The following is a 19,308-nucleotide window of genomic DNA, read 5'->3' as shown; positions in this document are numbered from 1 at the left end:
GACAGCGGATCTCGTTATTTCACATCCGACTTATATTCGTATTCGTAATAGCCATAATCCTGATACGCGCTGGCGCGGCGGAAGATGGAGTTCAGAATCACCCCTTTCACCGGAATACCGTTTTGCTCAAAGCGGCTCAGGCTGGTTTCCACTTCTTTTAAGGTGTTGACTGCATAACGCGCTACCATCAACGTGGTTCCGGCGTGACGACCAACAATCGCTGCATCGGTTACCGCCAGAATCGGCGGCGTATCAATCAACACCAGGTCGTAGTTTTTACTCGCCCAGTTCACCAGTTCGGCAAAGCGTTCGCTCATCAATAGTTCAGAAGGATTTGGTGGCACCTGACCGCGCGGGATCAGGTCAAATTTGGGAATCGAAGTGGGTTTAGCAGCGGTAGTAATATCGCCCTGACCAAGCAAAATCTCTGACAGGCCATTGACGTTATTGGTGCCCAACAGCTCGTGGGTATAGCCTTTGCGCATATCGCAGTCGATCAACAACACCCGTTTATTGGTCTGGCTGATCACCGCCGCCAGGTTGGCGCAGACAAAGGTTTTACCGATTGACGGGCTAACCCCGGTCATCATCAACACATTGTTCTGCGCCTGCATCATCGCGAAGTGCAGACTGGTACGCAGACTGCGGATGGCTTCAATCGCCAGATCGGTTGGATTCCCCACCGCCAATAGCTGGCTCTGTTTATAGCGTTTAACCCCTTTGATGGTTTTGACGCTATCGCGCGCTTTCTGCCATTCCGACAGCGGGATGCTGGCATAGACGCTAATACCGTGTTCTTCCAGCACTTGTGGACTTTCGATGCCGCGATTAAACAGCGAGCGCAGCAGCACACCAACAATGGAGAGCATCAGGCCAAGAATAATCGCACCGAGAATAATCAACCCTTTCTTCGGTTTCAGCACACCAGGCTGGGTGATTGCCGGGTCAACAATGCGCACATCGCCGACGGTGCTGGCTTCGGTGATTTTCAGCTCCTGCTCTTTATTCAGCAGTTGCATATAGACCTGCTGACCAGACTCGACATCGCGGGTCAGGCGCACAATCTCCTGCTGGGTTTTCGGCATCGCCGTTACGCGCCCGTTAAGTTTGGCTTTTTCGTCTTCCAGCGCCTGCCGTTTCTCCAGCAGCGTGCGGTACGCCGGATGAACTTTGGTGAACAGCTTGGAGATTTCCGCCTCTTTAAAGGTCAGTTCGTTCAGCTGCGCGTCGATGTTCACCATCGAATCGAGCACCGCTTTCGCTTCCAGCGGCAGATCAACAGAATCTTTATCCTGACGGAAGGCATTCAGTTTGTTTTCGGCAACATCGAGGCGGCTACGTACTTCCGGTAACTGTTGCGCGAGGAAAGCGAGGCTTTTCGACGCTTCCGCCGATTTGCGCTCAATATTTTGTTCCTGATAGTTACGAGCGATACTGTTAAGAATGTCGCGGATCTGTTCGCGATCTTCACCGGTATAAGTCAGGCTCAGTACGCCAGCGTCTTTGCCGTTCTCCGTTACCGTCAGACTGTTTTGCAGTTGATTGATCATCCCCAGCGTGGAGTATTTGGTGACGGTAAACTCACTGCCCGGGCTGGCGTGAATGGCTTCAACCATCAGCGTGACGCCTTCTTTTTTCAGCATCTGGCCCGCTTGCCCACGGGCGCTAAAACCACTGTCGCTACTCAGCGTGTAGTTTTTGTTGTCCAGAACATTAAGTGTAAACACCTGATCTGCCATTTCTTTTGGACGGTTAAAGGTGGTGACTTTCACCGTCTCATTCTGACGTCCCATCAGGCGCTCCCAGCCCGCGCCGAAAATCGGGAAGGTGTTTTTGCTCACCGCAATATCGAGGTCAAGATCGTCTACCGTTTTACCGAGTACCAGACGCGAACGAATCAACTGGATCTCAGCGTCCGAGGCTGGCGGTTTGTTGGCTAACGCCGAACCAATGTCCTGCACCAGCGAATTGCCGCCGCTTTGTTCGATTTGTACCAGCGCGTCGGCACTATAAATCGGCGTGGCGAAGAAGGTGTAAATCACAGCACAGAGAGCGAACACGGCGGTGATACCAATCACCCACCAGCGCGCTTCAATGACGGTGCCGACCAGGCGACCGATATCGATTTCATCACTGCCCGTTACCGGAGCGGCATGTTGTTTTACTTTTTCTGTCATTCTTATACCTGCTCTGCGTTCAATGCCTGCGCCCACTGGCGGGCAGACCGTTCAAGTAATGTGTACACCGCTGCAAACGTTTCCCGGCTTTTGCGATACGGATCGGGGATTTCACATTCGTTATCCCAGTGACCAAACAGCATCACTTTGCCGCGCATCTCCGGCGCCATCTCGCATAAGCGTTCAATATGGCGCTTTTCCATGGTCAAAATCAGGTCATAGTTGCGACACAGGCGGCGGCTGATTTGCCGTGCACAGTGACCTTCCAGAGACAGTTGATGCTCGGCGGCGACGCTGATGGCGGTAGGATCAGCGCCCTTACCGACCAGCGCGCCGAGTCCAGCGGACTCCACATTCAGCTCCGGGTGATAACGTTGCAGTAAGCGTTCCGCCGTCGGGGAACGGCAAATATTGCCGACACAGACAACTAAAATGTTGTTAAACATGACGATTACCAGTTATGAATGTCGCTGGCTGTATCCGTCATGTAACGGACACCGCTAATAGTTGGCAGCAACTGATTGATCAGACGGTTCCAGCGGGAAACCGGGGCTGTGGTGACATACACCACGTCATAAGGTTGCAGGCGGAATTCCGTCGCCATCACCAGCGACGTGGCATCGGACATATCCAGCTGGTAGATATTGGCAATCTTGCCGTTACGCCCGCCCTCGCCTTTCAGCGGACGAATGACAAAGATGCCGCTGGCGTTGGAGGTGGTCATGTCGATACCTTCGGCATTGCCTAACGCTTCAGTCAGGGTCATGCCGCTAAAGTCCATTTTCAGGGTGCTCTGTTTCTTCACTTCACCCATCACAAACACTTTCAGATCATCATTACGCGGCACGTAGAGAATATCGCCGGGGTAAAGCAGTCGGTTCTGATTGAGGTCGCCGTTTTGCATCAGCGCCTGCAAAGAAATGCGTTCTTCACGACCATTGTGTGTCAGCACCACATTGCGCCAGTCGGCTGTGTCGGTCAGGCCACCTGCGGCATTAATGGCGTCGAGAATGGTCAGTGGTACGTTGGTGATGGCCTGCTGACCGGATTTATTCACCTGACCTGAGATATAGGCTTTTTGTGAGCGGAAGGCGGCGATATTAACGTCCACCTGCGGGTCAGCGATGTACGTCGCTAAGCGGCTGGTAATATCACTACGGATTTCAGCGAGCGTTTTCCCCACCACGTGAACCTTGCCGATATACGGGTAGAACATGGTGCCGTCAGGCTGTACCCAGTTGCCAGTGTCGCTGGAGCTGCGGTACTGACCGGCTGGCGTAGTGAGTTCCGGGTGATCCCAGACGGTGACATTAAGAACGTCGCCCGGCCCGACGCGATACTGGTAATTAGCAATCTCGCTTTCCAGCGTCATATTGGGGCGCGCCACGTTCGGGCGTGGGCGTAATTGATCAATCAGGCGCGGGGTCAGCGGATAAACATTCACCATTTTGTCGAGGTCGAAATCAGCGTCCTGCTGTTTGATGACGTCTTTACCCAGCGTAGACATATTACTGCCCGGAAGTACTGTGCAACCGCTTATCAAGGTTACTGACACCAATAATGGCATCAATTTCATTTTGGATTTCATCATTGTTTATTTATCACTTTGGCAGAGTAATTATCCTGTGCATTATTTATCGATATACACATTTACCTTGCAGCTAATTGAATAAGAATTTAACTGGCATCAGTCCTAAAAAAATTGATTTCATCCGCAGGCTATTGACAGAATAATTCAGACTGGTCTTTCAGGCATCCAGACACGCTACCGCCCCTGGCTTTTTAGCTACCAATACACTGATTTAGTTTGGTTTTTAAAACCCTCTCAGCATACAGTCGTTTATGAGAAAGGGTTATTCAAGAAATTAACTTCCGAATATAAGGTAGCATTATGGTAATTGAATATTGGCTCTCCAATAATGCAGGAGGAAGTGTTACAGCTAACGGAATAGCAGGCAAGGTAACAATTCGACAATGGGCTATTTTTAAGAATTATAGTAAGTGTAATTTGTGGTGTTTTTTAGGAGTTTCTTTAGGTTGACAATATTTAATATAGCATCTCTATATGCGATATTTCTTAAATAATATTTTATTATTACCCCTTTTAATTCAGGGATAATGCAATGTTATAGTTCTCAAATAAAGTCAGATAAATAGTGCTGCAACATTGCATTTTTGCCCTGAATTATCCATGATCGAATTGTGACATTTGTCATACAACGAATAGGTTTTGTACTTACTATGGAATGGATTGCCGATCCGTCTATCTGGGCCGGGTTAATCACGCTGATTGTGCTCGAACTGGTCCTCGGCATTGATAACCTGGTCTTTATTGCCATCCTCGCCGAAAAACTACCGCCGAAGCAGCGCGACCGCGCACGGGTTACCGGGCTGCTGCTGGCAATGTTAATGCGCCTGTTACTGCTGGCGTCAATCTCCTGGCTGGTCACCCTGACTCAACCACTGTTCAGCTTCCGCTCATTTACCTTTAGCGCCCGCGACTTAATCATGCTGTTTGGTGGTTTCTTCCTGCTGTTCAAAGCCACGATGGAGCTGAACGAGCGACTGGAAGGGAAAGACAGCAATAACCCCACGCAACGCAAAGGTGCGAAGTTCTGGGGTGTGGTGACGCAAATTGTGGTGCTGGACGCCATCTTCTCACTCGACTCGGTGATTACCGCCGTCGGGATGGTCGACCATTTGCTGGTCATGATGGCTGCCGTCGTTATCGCTATCAGCCTGATGCTGATGGCAAGTAAACCGTTAACGCAATTTGTTAACAGTCACCCGACGATCGTTATTCTCTGCTTAAGTTTCCTGTTGATGATTGGCTTTAGCCTGGTGTCGGAAGGTTTCGGCTTCGTCATTCCGAAAGGCTATCTGTACGCTGCGATTGGTTTCTCGGTGATGATCGAGGCGCTCAATCAGTTAGCCATCTTTAACCGGCGACGTTTTCTTTCCGCTAACCAGACCCTGCGCCAGCGCACCACCGAAGCGGTAATGCGCCTGTTAAGCGGGCAAAAAGAAGATGCGGAACTGGACGCCGAAACCGCATCAATGCTGGTGGATCATGATAATCAGCAAATCTTTAATCCGCAGGAGCGGCGGATGATCGAGCGGGTGCTTAATCTTAACCAGCGTACCGTCAGCAGCATCATGACCTCGCGCCACGATATCGAGCATATCGATCTCAACGCGCCGGAAGACGAGATCCGCCAGTTGCTGGAGCGAAATCAACATACGCGGCTGGTCGTTACCGATGGCGATGACGCGGAAGATTTGCTTGGTGTTGTTCACGTTATCGATCTGCTACAACAGTCGCTGCGCGGCGAACCGCTCAATCTGCGGGTGTTGATTCGCCAGCCGCTGGTTTTCCCGGAAACCTTGCCGCTGTTACCTGCCCTGGAGCAGTTCCGTAATGCCCGCACGCACTTTGCTTTTGTGGTGGATGAGTTTGGTTCAGTGGAAGGGATTGTGACATTAAGTGACGTCACCGAAACCATTGCTGGTAACTTACCGAACGAAGTGGAAGAGATCGACGCCCGCCATGATATTCAGAAAAACGCCGACGGTTCCTGGACGGCGAATGGTCATATGCCACTGGAAGATCTGGTGCAATATGTGCCGCTGCCGCTGGATGAAAAACGTGAATATCACACCATCGCCGGGCTGCTGATGGAATATTTACAGCGTATTCCAAAACCTGGCGAAGAAGTTCAGGTGGGGGATTATTTGCTTAAAACGTTGCAAGTGGAAAGCCATCGCGTGCAGAAGGTGCAGATTATTCCGCTGCGTAAGGAAGATAATTTGGAGTACGAGGTGTGATGGTATGTAGGCCTGATAAAACGCGTAAAGCGTCGCATCAGGCCTACAGCATATGTCATCTGGAAACTTACATCTTCTCCAGCAACTTCTTCACATCTTTGCCATTGCGGGAATCTTTATTGCGCTCAGCCCAGTCGTGCAGGCGACGTTTGGCTTCATCCTGTAAGTGTTTGCGCAGTAACTGATCCACTTGCAGGCTGTAATTGAGTTGCTGCCAGTTGCCGTAAACCCGCAGCGGTACTGGCGTTTCTTTGAGGAAATCAATCAGTTTGCTTTCTCCGTTCCAGCCGCCAATGACGCGAATGTCAAACTGGGTATCGCAGGTCTGCTCTGCCAGATTCAACGAGCCTTCCCCTGTCAGTGCCAACACCGGCGATTGACCTTGCATGTCGTTTAACGTCACGAGGCCATTATGTAGCGTGAGATCGGTCGTAAAGCGGTCGAGACGAGTCACATTATCGAAGTTTTCAGCGGCCTTCACATCACCGCCGTTACGTTCTACCGCTTGCTGAATCATCTGCTGGAAGTTCATCCCTTCCATGCGCGTGTCGGTCATTTCAACATGCGCTTGCCCTTGCCAGTTGTGGCGGAATGCGTCGGCATCAATATCAGCGCCAGAGAAGTCGCCAGCCAGAGACATTTTTCCGGTTAACGAAATCGGATAGTTAAATGCCTTCAGAATGGTGCCAATCTCAACGTTCTCCAGCCGTGGCTGGAAGCTTATACGTGGATTTGTTGATGTCGCGTCCAGCGTCCCCGGCAGCGATACCTGTCCACCGTTGAGTTTGCCTTGCAGTTGGGTGATTTCCAGCAAACCCAATTTATTGGTCATTTGCGTAGCAACATCAGTAAAATTCATCCCGCGCCAACGCACGTTACTGGCCTGCAACAAAATATCAGCCGCAAAACCTTTTAACCCCTGATAGGCCGGTTCATCAATACGCGAGGAAATGACCGGACGCGGCAGCATTGGCTGGTTCTGCCCCTGTTGCGTGGTTCCGTTTTCACTGTTAACGGCTTCATTAAGCGGTATGAGATTATCAAGATTCAGTTGCGAAAACTGCAATCTTAACAACCATTCGGGCTTTTCAGTCAGCGTGACCTGCGCTTGTCCACTAAGCGCGCTGTCATTCGCGGTCAAATTGATTTGATTAAATGAAAGGCGTTTATGTGGCTCTTGCCACTGAGCCTGGAAGCTCCCCTGCCCCTGAATACCTTGCTGTGGCAGATCTGCGCCTTGCAGCTGCCAGCTAATTTGCTCAATGGCTGCGGTTAAATCATGCGGATAATCAGAAGCATCCACCGTGCCCTTGAGAGATAACGTGAGATCGCGCTGATCGCGGTTAACCCGCCCGGAGAACTCAAACGAACCGCGATGCTGTGGATCTTGTTCCATTTGCAGACGGATGTTGCGAATCGTCACCTGCTCGTCATCTTCATGCTGGAACACCAGCAGACTGTCCGCCACTTTCAGACTGGAGATATCAAACGACCAGCCGCGATTTTCTGACAGATCCGGCAACGTATTGTCGCGCGGCGCAACAGGGGCATCGTCACGACGAACCGCTTCCGACTGTGGCGTAAGTTGAATTACCGCGCCTTTCAGCATCACCTGCTTAACGCTCAGTTGATGACTCAATAACGGCAATAACGCCACATCAAGGCGCATATTATCGGCGCGCACCAGTGGCTGGCTCGCGCCCTGGGCGGTGAGGGACATTCGCCCGGAGAGGATACTAAGCTGCGGCCAGACGTGCCAACGCAGCGGCCCATCCAACTGCAATTGATAACCGCTACGTGCAGCGACCTGCTTGACCATATAGTCGCGGAAATCATTCGGATTCACCAGCAACACTAACGCAGATAATCCGGCCACCAGCACGACCAGGATTATCATCAGGGTCGTCAGAAATCGTCTCATGGTATCCTCAATGAGCCTGAATTAGTCTTTATCGATTCGGCTGGCAACCGCGCCCTGCTGGTTGCGATATTTCGCATCTTCACGACGGTTGTATGGTCGCGCCGCCGGGCCGGAAAGCGGCTCAAAACTTAACGCGCCAATTAACATGCCCGGACGCAGCGCCAGCGGCAATTTACCGGAGTTGTAAAACTCAAGCACGATGCAGCCAGACCAGCCTGGATCGATACGGTGAGCGGTAACGTGAACCATCAACCCCAGACGCGCCAGTGAGGAGCGCCCATCCAGCCAGCCCACAAGATCGGCAGGCAGCGTGACCGACTCCAGCGTCACCGCCAGCGCCAGTTCTCCCGGATGGAGATAAAACGCCTCGCCCTCGTCGAGCACGATTTCATCGCTCATCACCCGATCGAGCGCGGCGCTCACTTCATCTTTGGGACCGCTCAGATCGATAAACGCTGCCGTGTGACCACGGAAGGTACGAAACTTATTGCCCAGGCGCACATCTACCGTCGCGCCATTAATACGCTCCACCGGCGGACGTGGGTTGATCGACAAACGGCCTTCATCAAGCCAGGCTTCAATATCTCGGTCACACAGACGCATGGCATTTTCTCCTTTCGCGCATCACTCCCTTAACGCCAATTACGTCAAGGGCATACCAGGTTATCACTGAACGGTACACAATTTATCAAGCTTATTCAAAAAACTGACTTATTTTCGCTTTCAATATATCGATCGCGATGCGGTTTTTACCGCCGCGCGGCACGATAATGTCCGCATATTGTTTGGAAGGTTCAATGAATTGCAGGAACATCGGACGCACCGTTTTTTGATATTGTGCCATTACAGAATCCATCGAACGCCCACGCTCGTTAACGTCGCGCTTGATGCGGCGCATCAGGCAGATGTCCAGTGGGGTATCAACGAAAATTGAGAAGTTAAGTTCGTCACGCAAACGCGCATCCGTCAGCAGCAAGATGCCTTCGAGAATAATGACTTTCTTCGGCTCAACCTTCACCGTTTCTTTCATACGCGTATGTTCAACGTAGCTGTAAACCGGCAGGTCGATAGCCGAGCCGCGTTTCAACGCTTGTAAATGTTCAAGCAACAGACTGTGATCCATCGCGCTCGGATGGTCATAGTTGGTCTTAACGCGTTCTTCCATCGACAGATGGCTTTGATCTTTGTAGTAACAATCTTCCGGAATAACGCCGATGTGTTCATCACCCACTTGTTCACGTAATTCACGATAAAGGGTACTGGCAATGAGACTCTTGCCGGAAGCCGATGCGCCAGCAATACCGATAATGACGCACTGATGAGACTGATCAGTCATAAATTTAGCGACCTGATTAACCTGGATGTTAGGAAGGGGGCGCCGAAGCGCCAAACGCGGCAATTATAGGGATTTCATCCGCCTGATACCAGTCGAATAGCGTTGCCGCACACTTAGAGTTAATTGTTGACGATCAATTCCCTGACGCAAATTTAATTGTTCGGTTTTAACGCAAGGTAAAAAATGTTGTGTAAAGTTGCACAAATTATCTGCCACCACGTCACTTTATGAACAATCCGCATATAAAATGTAAAACTTTTGTACTAGCATAAACACAGATACTAATACTGACGACCTGGTCATACGGATAGAGCGGTAATGAGTAAACCATCACAACGTGTTTTAATTACCCTGCCTCATCCCCTGCTTCACCTCGTCAGTTTAGGTTTAGTCTCATTCATCTTTACCCTTTTCTCGCTTGAGCTTTCACAGTTCGGTACGCAACTTGCGCCACTCTGGTTCCCCACGTCCATTATGATGGTGGCATTTTACCGCCATGCCGGACGGATGTGGCCGGGAATCGCATTGGCCTGCTCGCTGGGGAATATCGCCGCATCCGTACTGCTCTTCTCTACCAGTTCGCTGAATATGACGTGGACGGCAATCAACATTGTTGAGGCCGTCGTGGGGGCAATGCTGCTGCGGAAATTGCTGCCGTGGTATAACCCACTGCAAAATCTGGCTGACTGGCTACGTCTCGCATTTGGCAGCGCCATCGTGCCGCCAGTATTGGGTGGCGTGCTGGTTATCCTGCTGGTATCAGACGACGATCCGCTTAGAGCATTTCTAATCTGGGTACTTTCCGAATCAATCGGCGCACTGGCGCTAGTACCGCTAGGATTGTTATTTAAGCCACATTACCTGCTCCGTCACCGTGATCCACGGCTGTTGTTTGAAACACTACTAACGTTAGCCATCACGCTGACGTTAAGCTGGCTCTCGATGCTATATCTACCGTGGCCTTTTACTTTCATTATTGTGCTGCTGATGTGGAGCGCCGTGCGCCTGCCACGGATGGAAGCCTTTTTGATCTTCCTCACTACAGTGATGATGGTGTCGCTGATGATGGCGGCCGATCCGACTTTACTTGCCACGCCGCGAACCTACTTGATGAGTCACGTACCGTGGCTACCATTTTTGCTGATCCTGCTGCCCGCCAACATCATGACCATGGTGATGTACGCCTTTCGCGCTGAACGCAAGCATATTTCAGAAAGCGAAACCCGCTTTCGTAACGCTATGGAATATTCCGCCATCGGCATGGCATTAGTGGGCACCGAGGGGCAATGGCTGCAATCCAACAAAGCGTTATGCCAGTTTCTCGGTTACAGCCAGGAAGAGTTGCGCGCCCTCACCTTCCAGCAACTTACCTGGCCGGAAGATCTCAATAAAGATCTGCAACACGTTGAGAAGCTAATTAGCGGTGAAATAAATACCTACTCGATGGAGAAACGTTATTACAACCGTAATGGCGACGTTGTCTGGGCGCTGCTTGCCGTCTCGCTGGTACGCCACACCGATGGCACGCCGCTCTACTTTATTGCGCAGATTGAAGACATAAACGATCTTAAACGCACCGAACAGATTAACAAACGCCTGATGGAACGGATAACGCTGGCTAATGAAGCGGGTGGGATTGGCATCTGGGAGTGGGAACTGAAGCCGGATATTTTTAGTTGGGATAAGCGGATGTTCGAGCTATATGAAATTTCGCCACATATCAAACCGAACTGGCAGGTGTGGTATGACTGTGTGCTGCCGGAAGATCGCCAACACGCCGAAAAAGTGATTCGTGATTCATTACAGGCTCGCTTGCCTTTTAAGCTGGAATTTCGCATCACCGTGAAAGACGGTATTCGTCATATCCGCGCCCTCGCCAATCGGGTGCTGAATAAAGAAGGCGAAGTCGAACGATTGCTCGGTATTAACATTGATATGACCGAAGTGAAACAGCTGAACGAGGCGCTGTTTCAGGAAAAAGAGCGCCTGCACATTACGCTGGATTCCATCGGCGAAGCCGTAGTCTGTATTGATATGGCGATGAAAATTACCTTTATGAATCCGGTTGCCGAGAAGATGAGCGGCTGGACACAAGAAGAGGCGTTGGGCGTTCCACTATTAACAGCGTTGCAAATTACATTTGGCGACAATGGGCCGTTAATGGAGAACATTTACAGTGCCGACACGTCGCGTTCCGCTATTGAACAAGATGTCGTTCTCCACTGCCGCAACGGCGGAAGCTACGACGTCCATTACAGCATTACGCCGTTAAGTACGCTGGATGGCAGCAATATTGGTTCGGTACTGGTCATTCAGGATGTGACTGAGTCACGCAAAATGCTGCGCCAGCTTAGTTATAGCGCCTCCCATGATGCCCTGACGCATCTCACTAACCGTGCCAGTTTTGAAAAACAACTGCGAATACTGCTGCAAACGGTAAGCAGCACGCATCATCGACATGCACTGGTGTTTATCGATCTTGATCATTTTAAAGCGGTGAATGACAGCGCCGGGCACGCGGCGGGTGATGCTTTACTGCGTGAACTGGCGTCGTTGATGCTCAGTATGTTGCGCTCCAGCGACGTGCTGGCGCGACTCGGCGGTGATGAATTTGGTCTGTTGCTACCGGACTGTAATGTTGAAAGTGCCCGCTTTATCGCCACACGCATTATCAGTGCGATTAATGACTATCACTTTATGTGGGAAGGCCGCGTGCATCGGGTAGGTGCCAGCGCAGGGATTACCCTTATCGATGACAGCAATCATCAGGCGGCAGACGTGATGTCGCAGGCCGATATCGCCTGTTATGCTTCGAAAAATGGTGGGCGTGGTCGGGTGACGATTTACGAACCACAGCAAACTGCCAAACATAGCGAACAGGCGATGATGTCACTCGATGAACAGTGGCGGATGATCAAAGAGAATCAACTGATGATGATCGCCCACGGCGTCGCTTCACCACGAATCCCGGCTACGCGTAATTTGTGGCTGATTTCGCTTAAACTCTGGAGTAGTGAAGGTGAGACTATTGATGAACTGGCATTTCGTCGTAGCTTCAGCGATCCGGCGCTCAATCTCGCTCTTGACCGTCGGATAATACATGAGTTTTTCCAGCAGACAGCAAAAACGGTTGCCAGTAAAGGCTTAAGCATCGCCCTCCCCCTTTCCGTTGCCGGGTTAAGCAGCGCCCCGCTGGTGGATAAACTGCTTGAGCAACTGGAAAGCAGTTCCCTACCGTCACGGTTATTACATCTGATTATTCCGGCTGAAGCGATTTTCGACCACGCAGAAAATATGCATAAATTGCGGCTGGCAGGCTGCCGGATCGTGCTCAGTCAGGTGGGGCGCGATTTGCAGCTCTTCAACACGCTGAAAGCAAATATGGCGGATTATCTGCTACTCGACGGTGAGTTATGCGCCAGCGTACAGGGGAATTTGATGGATGAGATGCTGATATCGATCATTCAGGGTCATGCCCAGCGGCTGGGAGTGAAGACCATCGCGGGGCCAGTAGCGTTGCCGCTGGTGATGGATACGCTTTCCGGCATGGGTGTTGATCTGATTTATGGCGATGTCATTGCCGACGCTCAGCCTCTGGATTTGCTGATTAATAGCAGTTATTTCGCGATTAACTGAGTATTGCCTGATGCGACGCTGACGCGTCTTATCAGGTCTACAATTCGCTCATTCCCCAGGCTGGATAAGACGACCAGCATCATACTTCTTCTGGTTGCCAGCCTTCCGTATACCAGATATGCAACAGCGCATAAGAACGCCAGGGTTTCCAGCGTTCGGCATAACGGCGGATTTGTGCCGGCGTCATTCCTGGAAATCGCTGTTTAATCAAATAATCATCCGGCAGGAAAACATCTTTCGCTTGCCAGCCACGCAAGGCGAAATAATTCGCCGTCCAGCGCCCAATTCCAGGAAATGTTTGCAGCGTTTTCATCGCTTGCTCAACGTCGCCCGGCATTTTCATCGGCAAGGAGCCATCCAATGCCGCATTGGCTAAATGAATCAGCGCCTCTGCCCGTTTCAACGGCATCCCCAACCCTTTTAGTGCCTGCGGGTCGGCTGCAGCCAGTCGTTGGGGGGTGGGAAAGCAGACATATTCAGGGAAATCATCCAGCCGTTCGCCATAAAGCTGCGCCACTTTAGCAGTCAATTTTGCCGCCATCGCCACGCTCACCAGTTGGCCTAAAATCGCGCGCACGCCCTGCTCAAAAGCATCAACACTCCCGGGCAGACGTAGCCCTGGCCGCGCAGCGCCTAACTCGCCCAATGCACCGTTAACAATCTGCGGATTACATTGCAGATCAAACAGGCGGCTCATTTTCGCCAGGCACTCGGTCGCTACCGCTTCTAATCCCGAACTTACATTCACTTGCAACGTATTAGTTTCGACATCAGGAACCACCTTTATCACGCCGCGATGTTCGCCCACCGCCAGACTACGGGCATAATAATTGTCCGTGACTGTTTCTACGCCACTCACCGCACGGACGGCAAGAAATCCCAACATCCACGACCAGTCATACGGCGGCTGCCAGTTCAGGGTATACATCGCATCTCCTTTTTTATCCGCTTTCAGCATAAACGTTATTCAGACGCTGCGCTTTGCTTTCATATTCCGGTTGTCGCGACGGCAACATTTCGCTAAAGTCACGCCCCTTCTTCACCGGCATGGGGATTATTTCGTGTTTATTGGTTTTGATTACGGTACAGCAAACTGTTCAGTGGCGGTGATGCGCGACGGTAAACCGCAGATGTTGAAAATGGAAAATGACAGCACGCTGCTGCCTTCAATGCTTTGCGCACCAACGCGTGAAGCAGTAAGCGAGTGGCTGTACCGCCATCATGATGTTCCGGCAAACGATGATGAAACGCAGGCGCTGTTACGTCGGGCGCTTCGTTATAACCGCGAAGAAGATATCGACGTCACGGCGAAAAGCGTGCAGTTCGGTCTTTCCTCACTGGCGCAGTATATTGATGATCCGGAAGAAGTGTGGTTTGTGAAATCACCGAAATCGTTCCTCGGTGCCAGCGGGTTAAAACCACAGCAGGTGGCGCTGTTTGAGGATCTGGTCTGCGCAATGATGTTGCACATTCGCCAACAAGCGCAGGCGCAACTGCCAGAAACAATTACCCAGGCAGTCATTGGTCGTCCAATCAACTTCCAGGGATTGGGCGGCGATGAAGCAAACGCCCAGGCGCAAGGGATTCTGGAACGTGCGGCGAAGCGTGCCGGATTCAAGGATGTGGTATTCCAGTACGAGCCGGTGGCGGCAGGGCTGGATTACGAAGCAACCTTGCAGGAAGAAAAACGCGTACTGGTGGTGGATATCGGCGGTGGTACTACTGACTGTTCATTGTTGCTGATGGGGCCGCAGTGGCGTTCGCGTCTCGATCGTGAATCCAGCCTACTGGGTCACAGTGGTTGCCGTATTGGTGGTAACGATCTGGATATCGCGCTGGCATTTAAACATCTGATGCCGCTGCTGGGCATGGGTGGCGAAACCGAAAAAGGTATCGCCCTGCCGATCCTACCGTGGTGGAATGCGGTTGCCATCAACGACGTACCTGCGCAGAGTGATTTCTACAGTAGCGCCAACGGTCGCCTGCTTAACGACCTGGTACGCGACGCCCGCGAGCCAGAGAAAGTCGCCCTGTTACAGAAAGTCTGGCGGCAACGTTTAAGTTATCGTCTGGTGCGCAGCGCGGAAGAGTGCAAAATTGCCCTTTCAAGCGCAGCGGAAACCTGCGCGTCGCTGCCGTTTATCGGTGACGAACTGGCAACGTTGATTAGCCAGCATGGACTGGAAAGCGCCCTCAACCAGCCGCTGGCGCGGATTCTGGAACAGGTGCAACTGGCGCTGGATAACGCCCAGGAAAAACCAGACGTCATCTATCTGACAGGTGGTAGCGCCCGATCGCCGCTGATTAAAAAGGCACTGGCGGAACAGCTGCCGGGCATCCCGATTGCAGGTGGCGACGACTTTGGCTCCGTCACCGCCGGGCTGGCGCGCTGGGCAGAAGTAGTATTTCGTTAAATAAGAAATGGCTCAGCAGCGGCTTAAATCTGCCTGCGCCTGAGCCAGTTTTCCTGCCGCCTGATGTAACGGCGCCATCAACGGCATGGTGCGTGCGGGAGCATGAAGGCGAAATCGCTGTAACTCTGCCGCGCCCTCTGTCAATGCGGCTTCCAGCCGATGACGTTTGGCGGTCATTTTCGCCATTACCGCTTGTCTGTCTGCTGGCGTTACCGCTTCGTTCGGCCTGAAAACAAAACGGCGTTCGCAACTCGCTTTCCAGTCGATAACCGCCTGGGTCAGATGATCACCAAAACCTTTTACTTGCTTAACTCCACGGCGGTTCACATCTGCCGCTGTTTCGATACCAAAGGACCGTAACGCCGCTTTACGCGCGGGACCAACGCCGGGAATAGAGGCAACATCAATAAAAAATCCCTCCAGAAACTTCTGCTTCTGGCGTTCCCTTGCGGTGTTGTGAAGTGCTGTCAACTCGCGTTTTTCGTCTTCCGGCAATCCCAAAAGCTCGTCCTTCATTTTTTCAAGCATCGTCCGTTTGGCGATAAAACCTTCCAGCCCACCCACCTGCTGGATCTGGTTAACCAAATGATCATAGTCCATTTTTGCACGATTAAACGCCTCACGGCGTTGCTGGATTTCTGCTTTGTACGCTTTGCTTGTCAGGCTGCCAATAATCCAGATAGCCGCCAGCACAGGAACTAAAATAATATAACGCGGTTCTGCCTGAAGGCCGCAAAGCAGCAGCGATAACGCTGACAGTGCGATCTCAATCAGAATGATGTATTCACTCCGTAACAGGCCTAAAGGAAGCGGTCTGCCAGTCGGTTGGAAGTGATCGGGTAATGGCAGTTGCAATGCTGGCGGTGCTACTGATGCCATCACCATCGCCCAGACTTTCGCCAGCACAAAATCCCCGCCGGTGGTAACAACCTCTTCGCCGAGATCAATAAAATAGATAACGCCTTGATTATCCAGAGCACACCACGGGCAGTCGGTCAAATGACCGGGGTAAACATGCATTACCGAAGCAGTACATTTCTTTAACTGTTGGCGTAGAGAATCCAGTGCCGCTACCCACGCTTTTGCCGTCGGACGCGCGGTTGCCACGCCACTTTCGGTGAATGCCTGCTGAAACATGCCTTCAACATCACCCGGTAACATCGATAGCGGAATAGATCGTGGCGGCGGTTTTAAGCCACGTCGCTGATTGTCTGATGCATAGGCATAACGGAAATGAGCAATATCCTTCTCCAACGCATTACCCGCTTCGGCAATAAGCGGTACACCGGAATAAGGATGCCGACCACCAAACAAGACGTGAAAAATCAGCAACGCAAGGCCAAAATTATCGTGATTTACGGTGCGCTCAAATCCAACAAATGACGGCAAGGTTTGCAGCTCTGGCGGCGTAAAATGCGACACGCCGACTTCGCATAAATGCAGCGTGCCATTAGCGTTAATCTGAAAGGAGTCGCTGTCGATCAACACCACTTTGCTGTCACGGCCTACCATAAAGCTGTTCTGGTTTACGTCACCCACGACATGCCCGTGCTCGTGAACCGTAGCAAAAGATGAAGCAATATTGCGCGCAACATAGAGTAGAAAATCCCATGCACAATGAGGGTAACGTTGACGACGATGTGCCGGGCTATAGATCATATGAATAGGTTCTTTGCCGGAGACTTTCGGCATCATAAAACCGATAACTTTTCCGCCTCGTCCAGCGTGAAGCGTTGACTGCGGCCAGGCGACATAATTGAGCAACTGCGCGTCAGCTGTCGCAGCCATAAAGGCAAGTTTGTCCCGTTTTAAGGCGGGTGGCGGCGTGTGATAAATCTTGGCGACGCTATCGACAAACTCATTGATATCATAAACCGCGCCTTCGCCGCCTTTGCCTAATTCATGACCTGGCGTCACGCAATCGCCAGCTGCGGTATATATAGTTGATTTCACGGCAACCACATGGCCAGCGCCAGCGTTTTATCATCATCGGTGCGTTCATTCACTGCGGGGCAGGACAAAAATTGCTTTAGCAAATCTGGCAATATATCGCGTTGTTCTGACGTTGCTGACGCCAGTCCATTGAAAAATGGCGCAAAGAAAGGTACATGGGGAGAATTTTCCATCATATTTAACGCCAGCCGCTGAATACCGTCCGTAAATGCAGCCACTTTTATCACCTGCGCATCGCAACTGTAAGTCTCAAGGCGCGTGACAGCATCTTCATCAGTAATGAAATAGGTCATATTGGCATATTCGCCATTCATCGGCGTTAGTGGTAGCTGTAGCCCTTCACCAAAAACCACCACCACGCCACCATCGCCAATCTGCATAATCAACGTGCCGGTCGCTGATGATATAACGCCCAGAAAAGTACAGGAAAAATCACGAACCGCCAGTTCTTCAGCTTGTGCACGGGCACTAATACGGTGGCGAATTGCCAGCACAATATCTGTCGCAAGCACATCATTCAGACCACATTCACCACCCTGTACTTTTTGCATCATAAACGCCATCGCTTCATTGACGGCGAGCGTCGCGCCTTCGCCACCCTGCGAAACGCTACCTGCACCATCAGCAAGGAACATCACCAGTAACGGTTGCTGGTCGTTTAGCCAGACAACCTGCATCTGGCAGGCATCCTGGCAAGGTAAGTCCGCGCTGATATGCGACGTTCCGACGGCTGATGAATAGACCAGACGCCAGCTCACACTGACGTCCAGCCTTTTGGCGCTTCCAGTACAACTTCCGTTCCCGGCGTGGAGCGGGAAACCGAACGTAGCGAACTGGATAACCAGCTAAACAGTTCACGGAATTGTAATCCCTGCAACGGCAAAGGCTGACGGACGCTGATTTGTGCCAGAGTATTCATATCAGCCCCCTGAACACCGATGGTAAAGAAGGCAAACTTCTTATCTTCTTCTCCCTGAAACACTTTACTGGCAGCAGCCTGCCACTCATCGGTTGGCGCGCCATCGGTGATCAAGAAAATCCACGGGCGATAATACGAAATACCATTTGCACGGTACTCACGTTTCCGCTCCTCAACCATATTCAGGGCTTTGGTAATTGCAGCGCCCATTGGCGTATTGCCTTGAGCAAACAAGATGGGCGGGAAAAAGTTAGCGGCGCTGGTAAATGGTTGTTCCACATGCACCGGGCCGAAAGTCACAATGCCGAGTTCCACTCTTTTTAAGGCCAGCGGATCTGCAAGCAGTTCATCGCGAAAGGTCACCAATCCTGCGTTAAGTTCGTTAATGGGTCTACCGCTCATAGAGCCAGAAACATCCAGCAGCAAAATACAAGGGCAACGTGGTTCCGGGTTACTGGCAAAATCGCTGGTGGCAAACGTAATTTGTTCGCTCATAAGAAATCCTTTCTTAGAGAATTATTGAGGTTCGGTATCATACCGAGAGCAATAATAAATTTAGAGCAAGCGAAGATACTTTCAGAATTAAGCCCGGCGGCGCAGATAAGTTTGCTATTCGCCTCGCAAGAACGTGGGCTTACAGATTGACAATAAGGGTGGAGTAACATAAGTTCAGGAGTGAGGGTAGAGCGGGGTTTCCCCCGCCCTGGTAGTCTTAGTAAGCTGGCCAGCTAATGACTAAGAGCACCACGATGATGAGTATCTTCATCATGACCCTTTCCTTATTTAGCCCCCTTCCTCGGGAGGGGCTTTCCCGTTTCAGCGTCCCGCTGAAATCGTCGGCTTACCTCCTTTCGCCATGTACGCAGTCTATCGCTGACTCGCGGATAACATAGTTTCATCTGTGATTATTGCGTAACGACTCGCAAAGAATATTTGCTGGCAGGATCGCAGACGGCAAAGCCTGCGGATTGACAATCTGACCGTGAAGGCATATTTTCAGGAGTGAGGGTAGAGCGGGGTTTCCCCCGCCCTGGTAGTCTTAGTAAGCCGGGAAGCTAATGACTAAGAGCACCACGATGATGAGTATCTTCATCATGACCCTGTCCTTATTTAAGGCCCCTTCCTCG

At 51.4% G+C, this 19,308-nt stretch carries 15 protein-coding genes; 3 read left to right on the top strand and 12 right to left on the bottom strand.

Features of this window, described 5'->3' with window-relative positions; genetic code table 11:
* Nucleotides 1-14: 14 nt before the first annotated feature.
* The 3 genes from wzc to wza are packed head-to-tail and all read right to left on the bottom strand — an operon-like array spanning nucleotide 15 to nucleotide 3,768.
* Nucleotides 15-2,177: a tyrosine-protein kinase Wzc gene (gene wzc / locus A7Z29_RS06845; protein ID WP_105289988.1), complete on the bottom strand. Its 2,163-nt coding sequence runs from the start codon at nucleotides 2,175-2,177 to the stop codon at nucleotides 15-17.
* Nucleotides 2,178-2,179: 2 nt separating this feature from the next.
* Complete coding sequence (gene wzb, locus A7Z29_RS06840; RefSeq protein ID WP_000482919.1) at nucleotides 2,180-2,623, bottom strand: low molecular weight protein-tyrosine-phosphatase Wzb; 444 nt, start codon at nucleotides 2,621-2,623, stop codon at nucleotides 2,180-2,182.
* A 5-nt stretch (nucleotides 2,624-2,628) separates the two neighbouring features.
* Complete coding sequence (wza, locus tag A7Z29_RS06835; RefSeq protein ID WP_000978081.1) at nucleotides 2,629-3,768, bottom strand: polysaccharide export protein Wza; 1,140 nt, start codon at nucleotides 3,766-3,768, stop codon at nucleotides 2,629-2,631.
* A 650-nt stretch (nucleotides 3,769-4,418) separates the two neighbouring features.
* On the opposite strand from wza, the gene A7Z29_RS06830 reads away from it, so the two are divergent.
* Complete coding sequence (locus A7Z29_RS06830; RefSeq protein ID WP_105289987.1) at nucleotides 4,419-6,002, top strand: TerC family protein; 1,584 nt, start codon at nucleotides 4,419-4,421, stop codon at nucleotides 6,000-6,002.
* A 67-nt stretch (nucleotides 6,003-6,069) separates the two neighbouring features.
* On the opposite strand, the gene asmA is transcribed toward A7Z29_RS06830, so the two are convergent.
* From asmA to udk, 3 genes are all read right to left on the bottom strand, one after another.
* Nucleotides 6,070-7,923: an outer membrane assembly protein AsmA gene (asmA, locus tag A7Z29_RS06825; protein ID WP_105289986.1), complete on the bottom strand. Its 1,854-nt coding sequence runs from the start codon at nucleotides 7,921-7,923 to the stop codon at nucleotides 6,070-6,072.
* Nucleotides 7,924-7,944: 21 nt separating this feature from the next.
* The gene (dcd, locus tag A7Z29_RS06820) at nucleotides 7,945-8,526 is read right to left on the bottom strand and encodes a dCTP deaminase (protein WP_001234767.1); all 582 of its coding nucleotides are present in this window, start codon (nucleotides 8,524-8,526) and stop codon (nucleotides 7,945-7,947) included.
* Nucleotides 8,527-8,617: 91 nt separating this feature from the next.
* Nucleotides 8,618-9,259 (bottom strand): uridine kinase, encoded by a 642-nt coding sequence (udk, locus tag A7Z29_RS06815; protein ID WP_000132077.1) that lies wholly within the window; start codon nucleotides 9,257-9,259, stop codon nucleotides 8,618-8,620.
* Nucleotides 9,260-9,577: 318 nt separating this feature from the next.
* On the opposite strand from udk, the gene A7Z29_RS06810 reads away from it, so the two are divergent.
* Entirely contained in the window at nucleotides 9,578-12,895 is a 3,318-nt protein-coding gene (locus A7Z29_RS06810) for a diguanylate cyclase (protein WP_105289985.1), read from the top strand.
* Nucleotides 12,896-12,974: 79 nt separating this feature from the next.
* Here the strand turns inward: A7Z29_RS06810 and alkA are convergent, their stop codons facing one another.
* Nucleotides 12,975-13,823, bottom strand: a complete 849-nt coding sequence (gene alkA / locus A7Z29_RS06805; RefSeq protein WP_105290028.1) for a DNA-3-methyladenine glycosylase 2 — start codon at nucleotides 13,821-13,823, stop codon at nucleotides 12,975-12,977.
* A 133-nt stretch (nucleotides 13,824-13,956) separates the two neighbouring features.
* Here alkA and yegD point away from each other — a divergent pair, with 133 nt between their 5' ends.
* Nucleotides 13,957-15,309 (top strand): molecular chaperone, encoded by a 1,353-nt coding sequence (gene yegD, locus A7Z29_RS06795; RefSeq protein WP_105289984.1) that lies wholly within the window; start codon nucleotides 13,957-13,959, stop codon nucleotides 15,307-15,309.
* Between the two features lie 12 nt (nucleotides 15,310-15,321).
* Here the strand turns inward: yegD and A7Z29_RS06790 are convergent, their stop codons facing one another.
* The 5 genes from A7Z29_RS06790 to A7Z29_RS06770 all read right to left on the bottom strand — a co-directional run bounded on the left by A7Z29_RS06790 (nucleotide 15,322) and on the right by A7Z29_RS06770 (nucleotide 19,277).
* On the bottom strand, nucleotides 15,322-17,262 hold the full coding sequence (locus A7Z29_RS06790; RefSeq protein WP_105290027.1) for a helix-hairpin-helix domain-containing protein: 1,941 nt from the start codon (nucleotides 17,260-17,262) through the stop codon (nucleotides 15,322-15,324).
* Nucleotides 17,259-18,020, bottom strand: a complete 762-nt coding sequence (locus tag A7Z29_RS06785) for a PP2C family serine/threonine-protein phosphatase (RefSeq protein WP_105289983.1) — start codon at nucleotides 18,018-18,020, stop codon at nucleotides 17,259-17,261. Before A7Z29_RS06785 ends, A7Z29_RS06790 begins: the two co-directional genes overlap by 4 nt.
* Complete coding sequence (locus A7Z29_RS06780) at nucleotides 18,017-18,676, bottom strand: vWA domain-containing protein (protein WP_000003183.1); 660 nt, start codon at nucleotides 18,674-18,676, stop codon at nucleotides 18,017-18,019. Before A7Z29_RS06780 ends, A7Z29_RS06785 begins: the two co-directional genes overlap by 4 nt.
* Before the next feature lie 217 nt (nucleotides 18,677-18,893).
* On the bottom strand, nucleotides 18,894-18,950 hold the full coding sequence (locus A7Z29_RS06775; RefSeq protein ID WP_100692412.1) for a type I toxin-antitoxin system Ibs family toxin: 57 nt from the start codon (nucleotides 18,948-18,950) through the stop codon (nucleotides 18,894-18,896).
* 270 nt (nucleotides 18,951-19,220) lie between these two features.
* A complete protein-coding gene (locus tag A7Z29_RS06770; RefSeq protein ID WP_100792650.1) occupies nucleotides 19,221-19,277 on the bottom strand; it encodes a type I toxin-antitoxin system Ibs family toxin in 57 nt (18 codons plus the stop codon).
* Nucleotides 19,278-19,308 lie beyond the last annotated feature (31 nt).

Source organism: Escherichia sp. MOD1-EC6842, from assembly GCF_002965705.1.
Taxonomy (GTDB): Bacteria; Pseudomonadota; Gammaproteobacteria; order Enterobacterales; family Enterobacteriaceae; genus Escherichia; species Escherichia ruysiae.
This window is presented reverse-complemented; position numbering and strand designations above follow the sequence as displayed.

Excerpts from the sequence above, each read along its gene's own strand:
- wza (WP_000978081.1), bottom strand. The coding sequence starts at position 3,768 with ATGATGAAATCCAAAATGAAATTGATGCCATTATTGGTGTCAGTAACC.
- udk (WP_000132077.1), bottom strand. The coding sequence starts at position 9,259 with ATGACTGATCAGTCTCATCAGTGCGTCATTATCGGTATTGCTGGCGCA.
- wzb (WP_000482919.1), bottom strand. The coding sequence starts at position 2,623 with ATGTTTAACAACATTTTAGTTGTCTGTGTCGGCAATATTTGCCGTTCC.
- wzc (WP_105289988.1), bottom strand. The coding sequence starts at position 2,177 with ATGACAGAAAAAGTAAAACAACATGCCGCTCCGGTAACGGGCAGTGAT.
- dcd (WP_001234767.1), bottom strand. The coding sequence starts at position 8,526 with ATGCGTCTGTGTGACCGAGATATTGAAGCCTGGCTTGATGAAGGCCGT.
- asmA (WP_105289986.1), bottom strand. The coding sequence starts at position 7,923 with ATGAGACGATTTCTGACGACCCTGATGATAATCCTGGTCGTGCTGGTG.
- A7Z29_RS06780 (WP_000003183.1), bottom strand. The coding sequence starts at position 18,676 with ATGAGCGAACAAATTACGTTTGCCACCAGCGATTTTGCCAGTAACCCG.
- alkA (WP_105290028.1), bottom strand. The coding sequence starts at position 13,823 with ATGTATACCCTGAACTGGCAGCCGCCGTATGACTGGTCGTGGATGTTG.
- A7Z29_RS06830 (WP_105289987.1), top strand. The coding sequence starts at position 4,419 with ATGGAATGGATTGCCGATCCGTCTATCTGGGCCGGGTTAATCACGCTG.
- A7Z29_RS06810 (WP_105289985.1), top strand. The coding sequence starts at position 9,578 with ATGAGTAAACCATCACAACGTGTTTTAATTACCCTGCCTCATCCCCTG.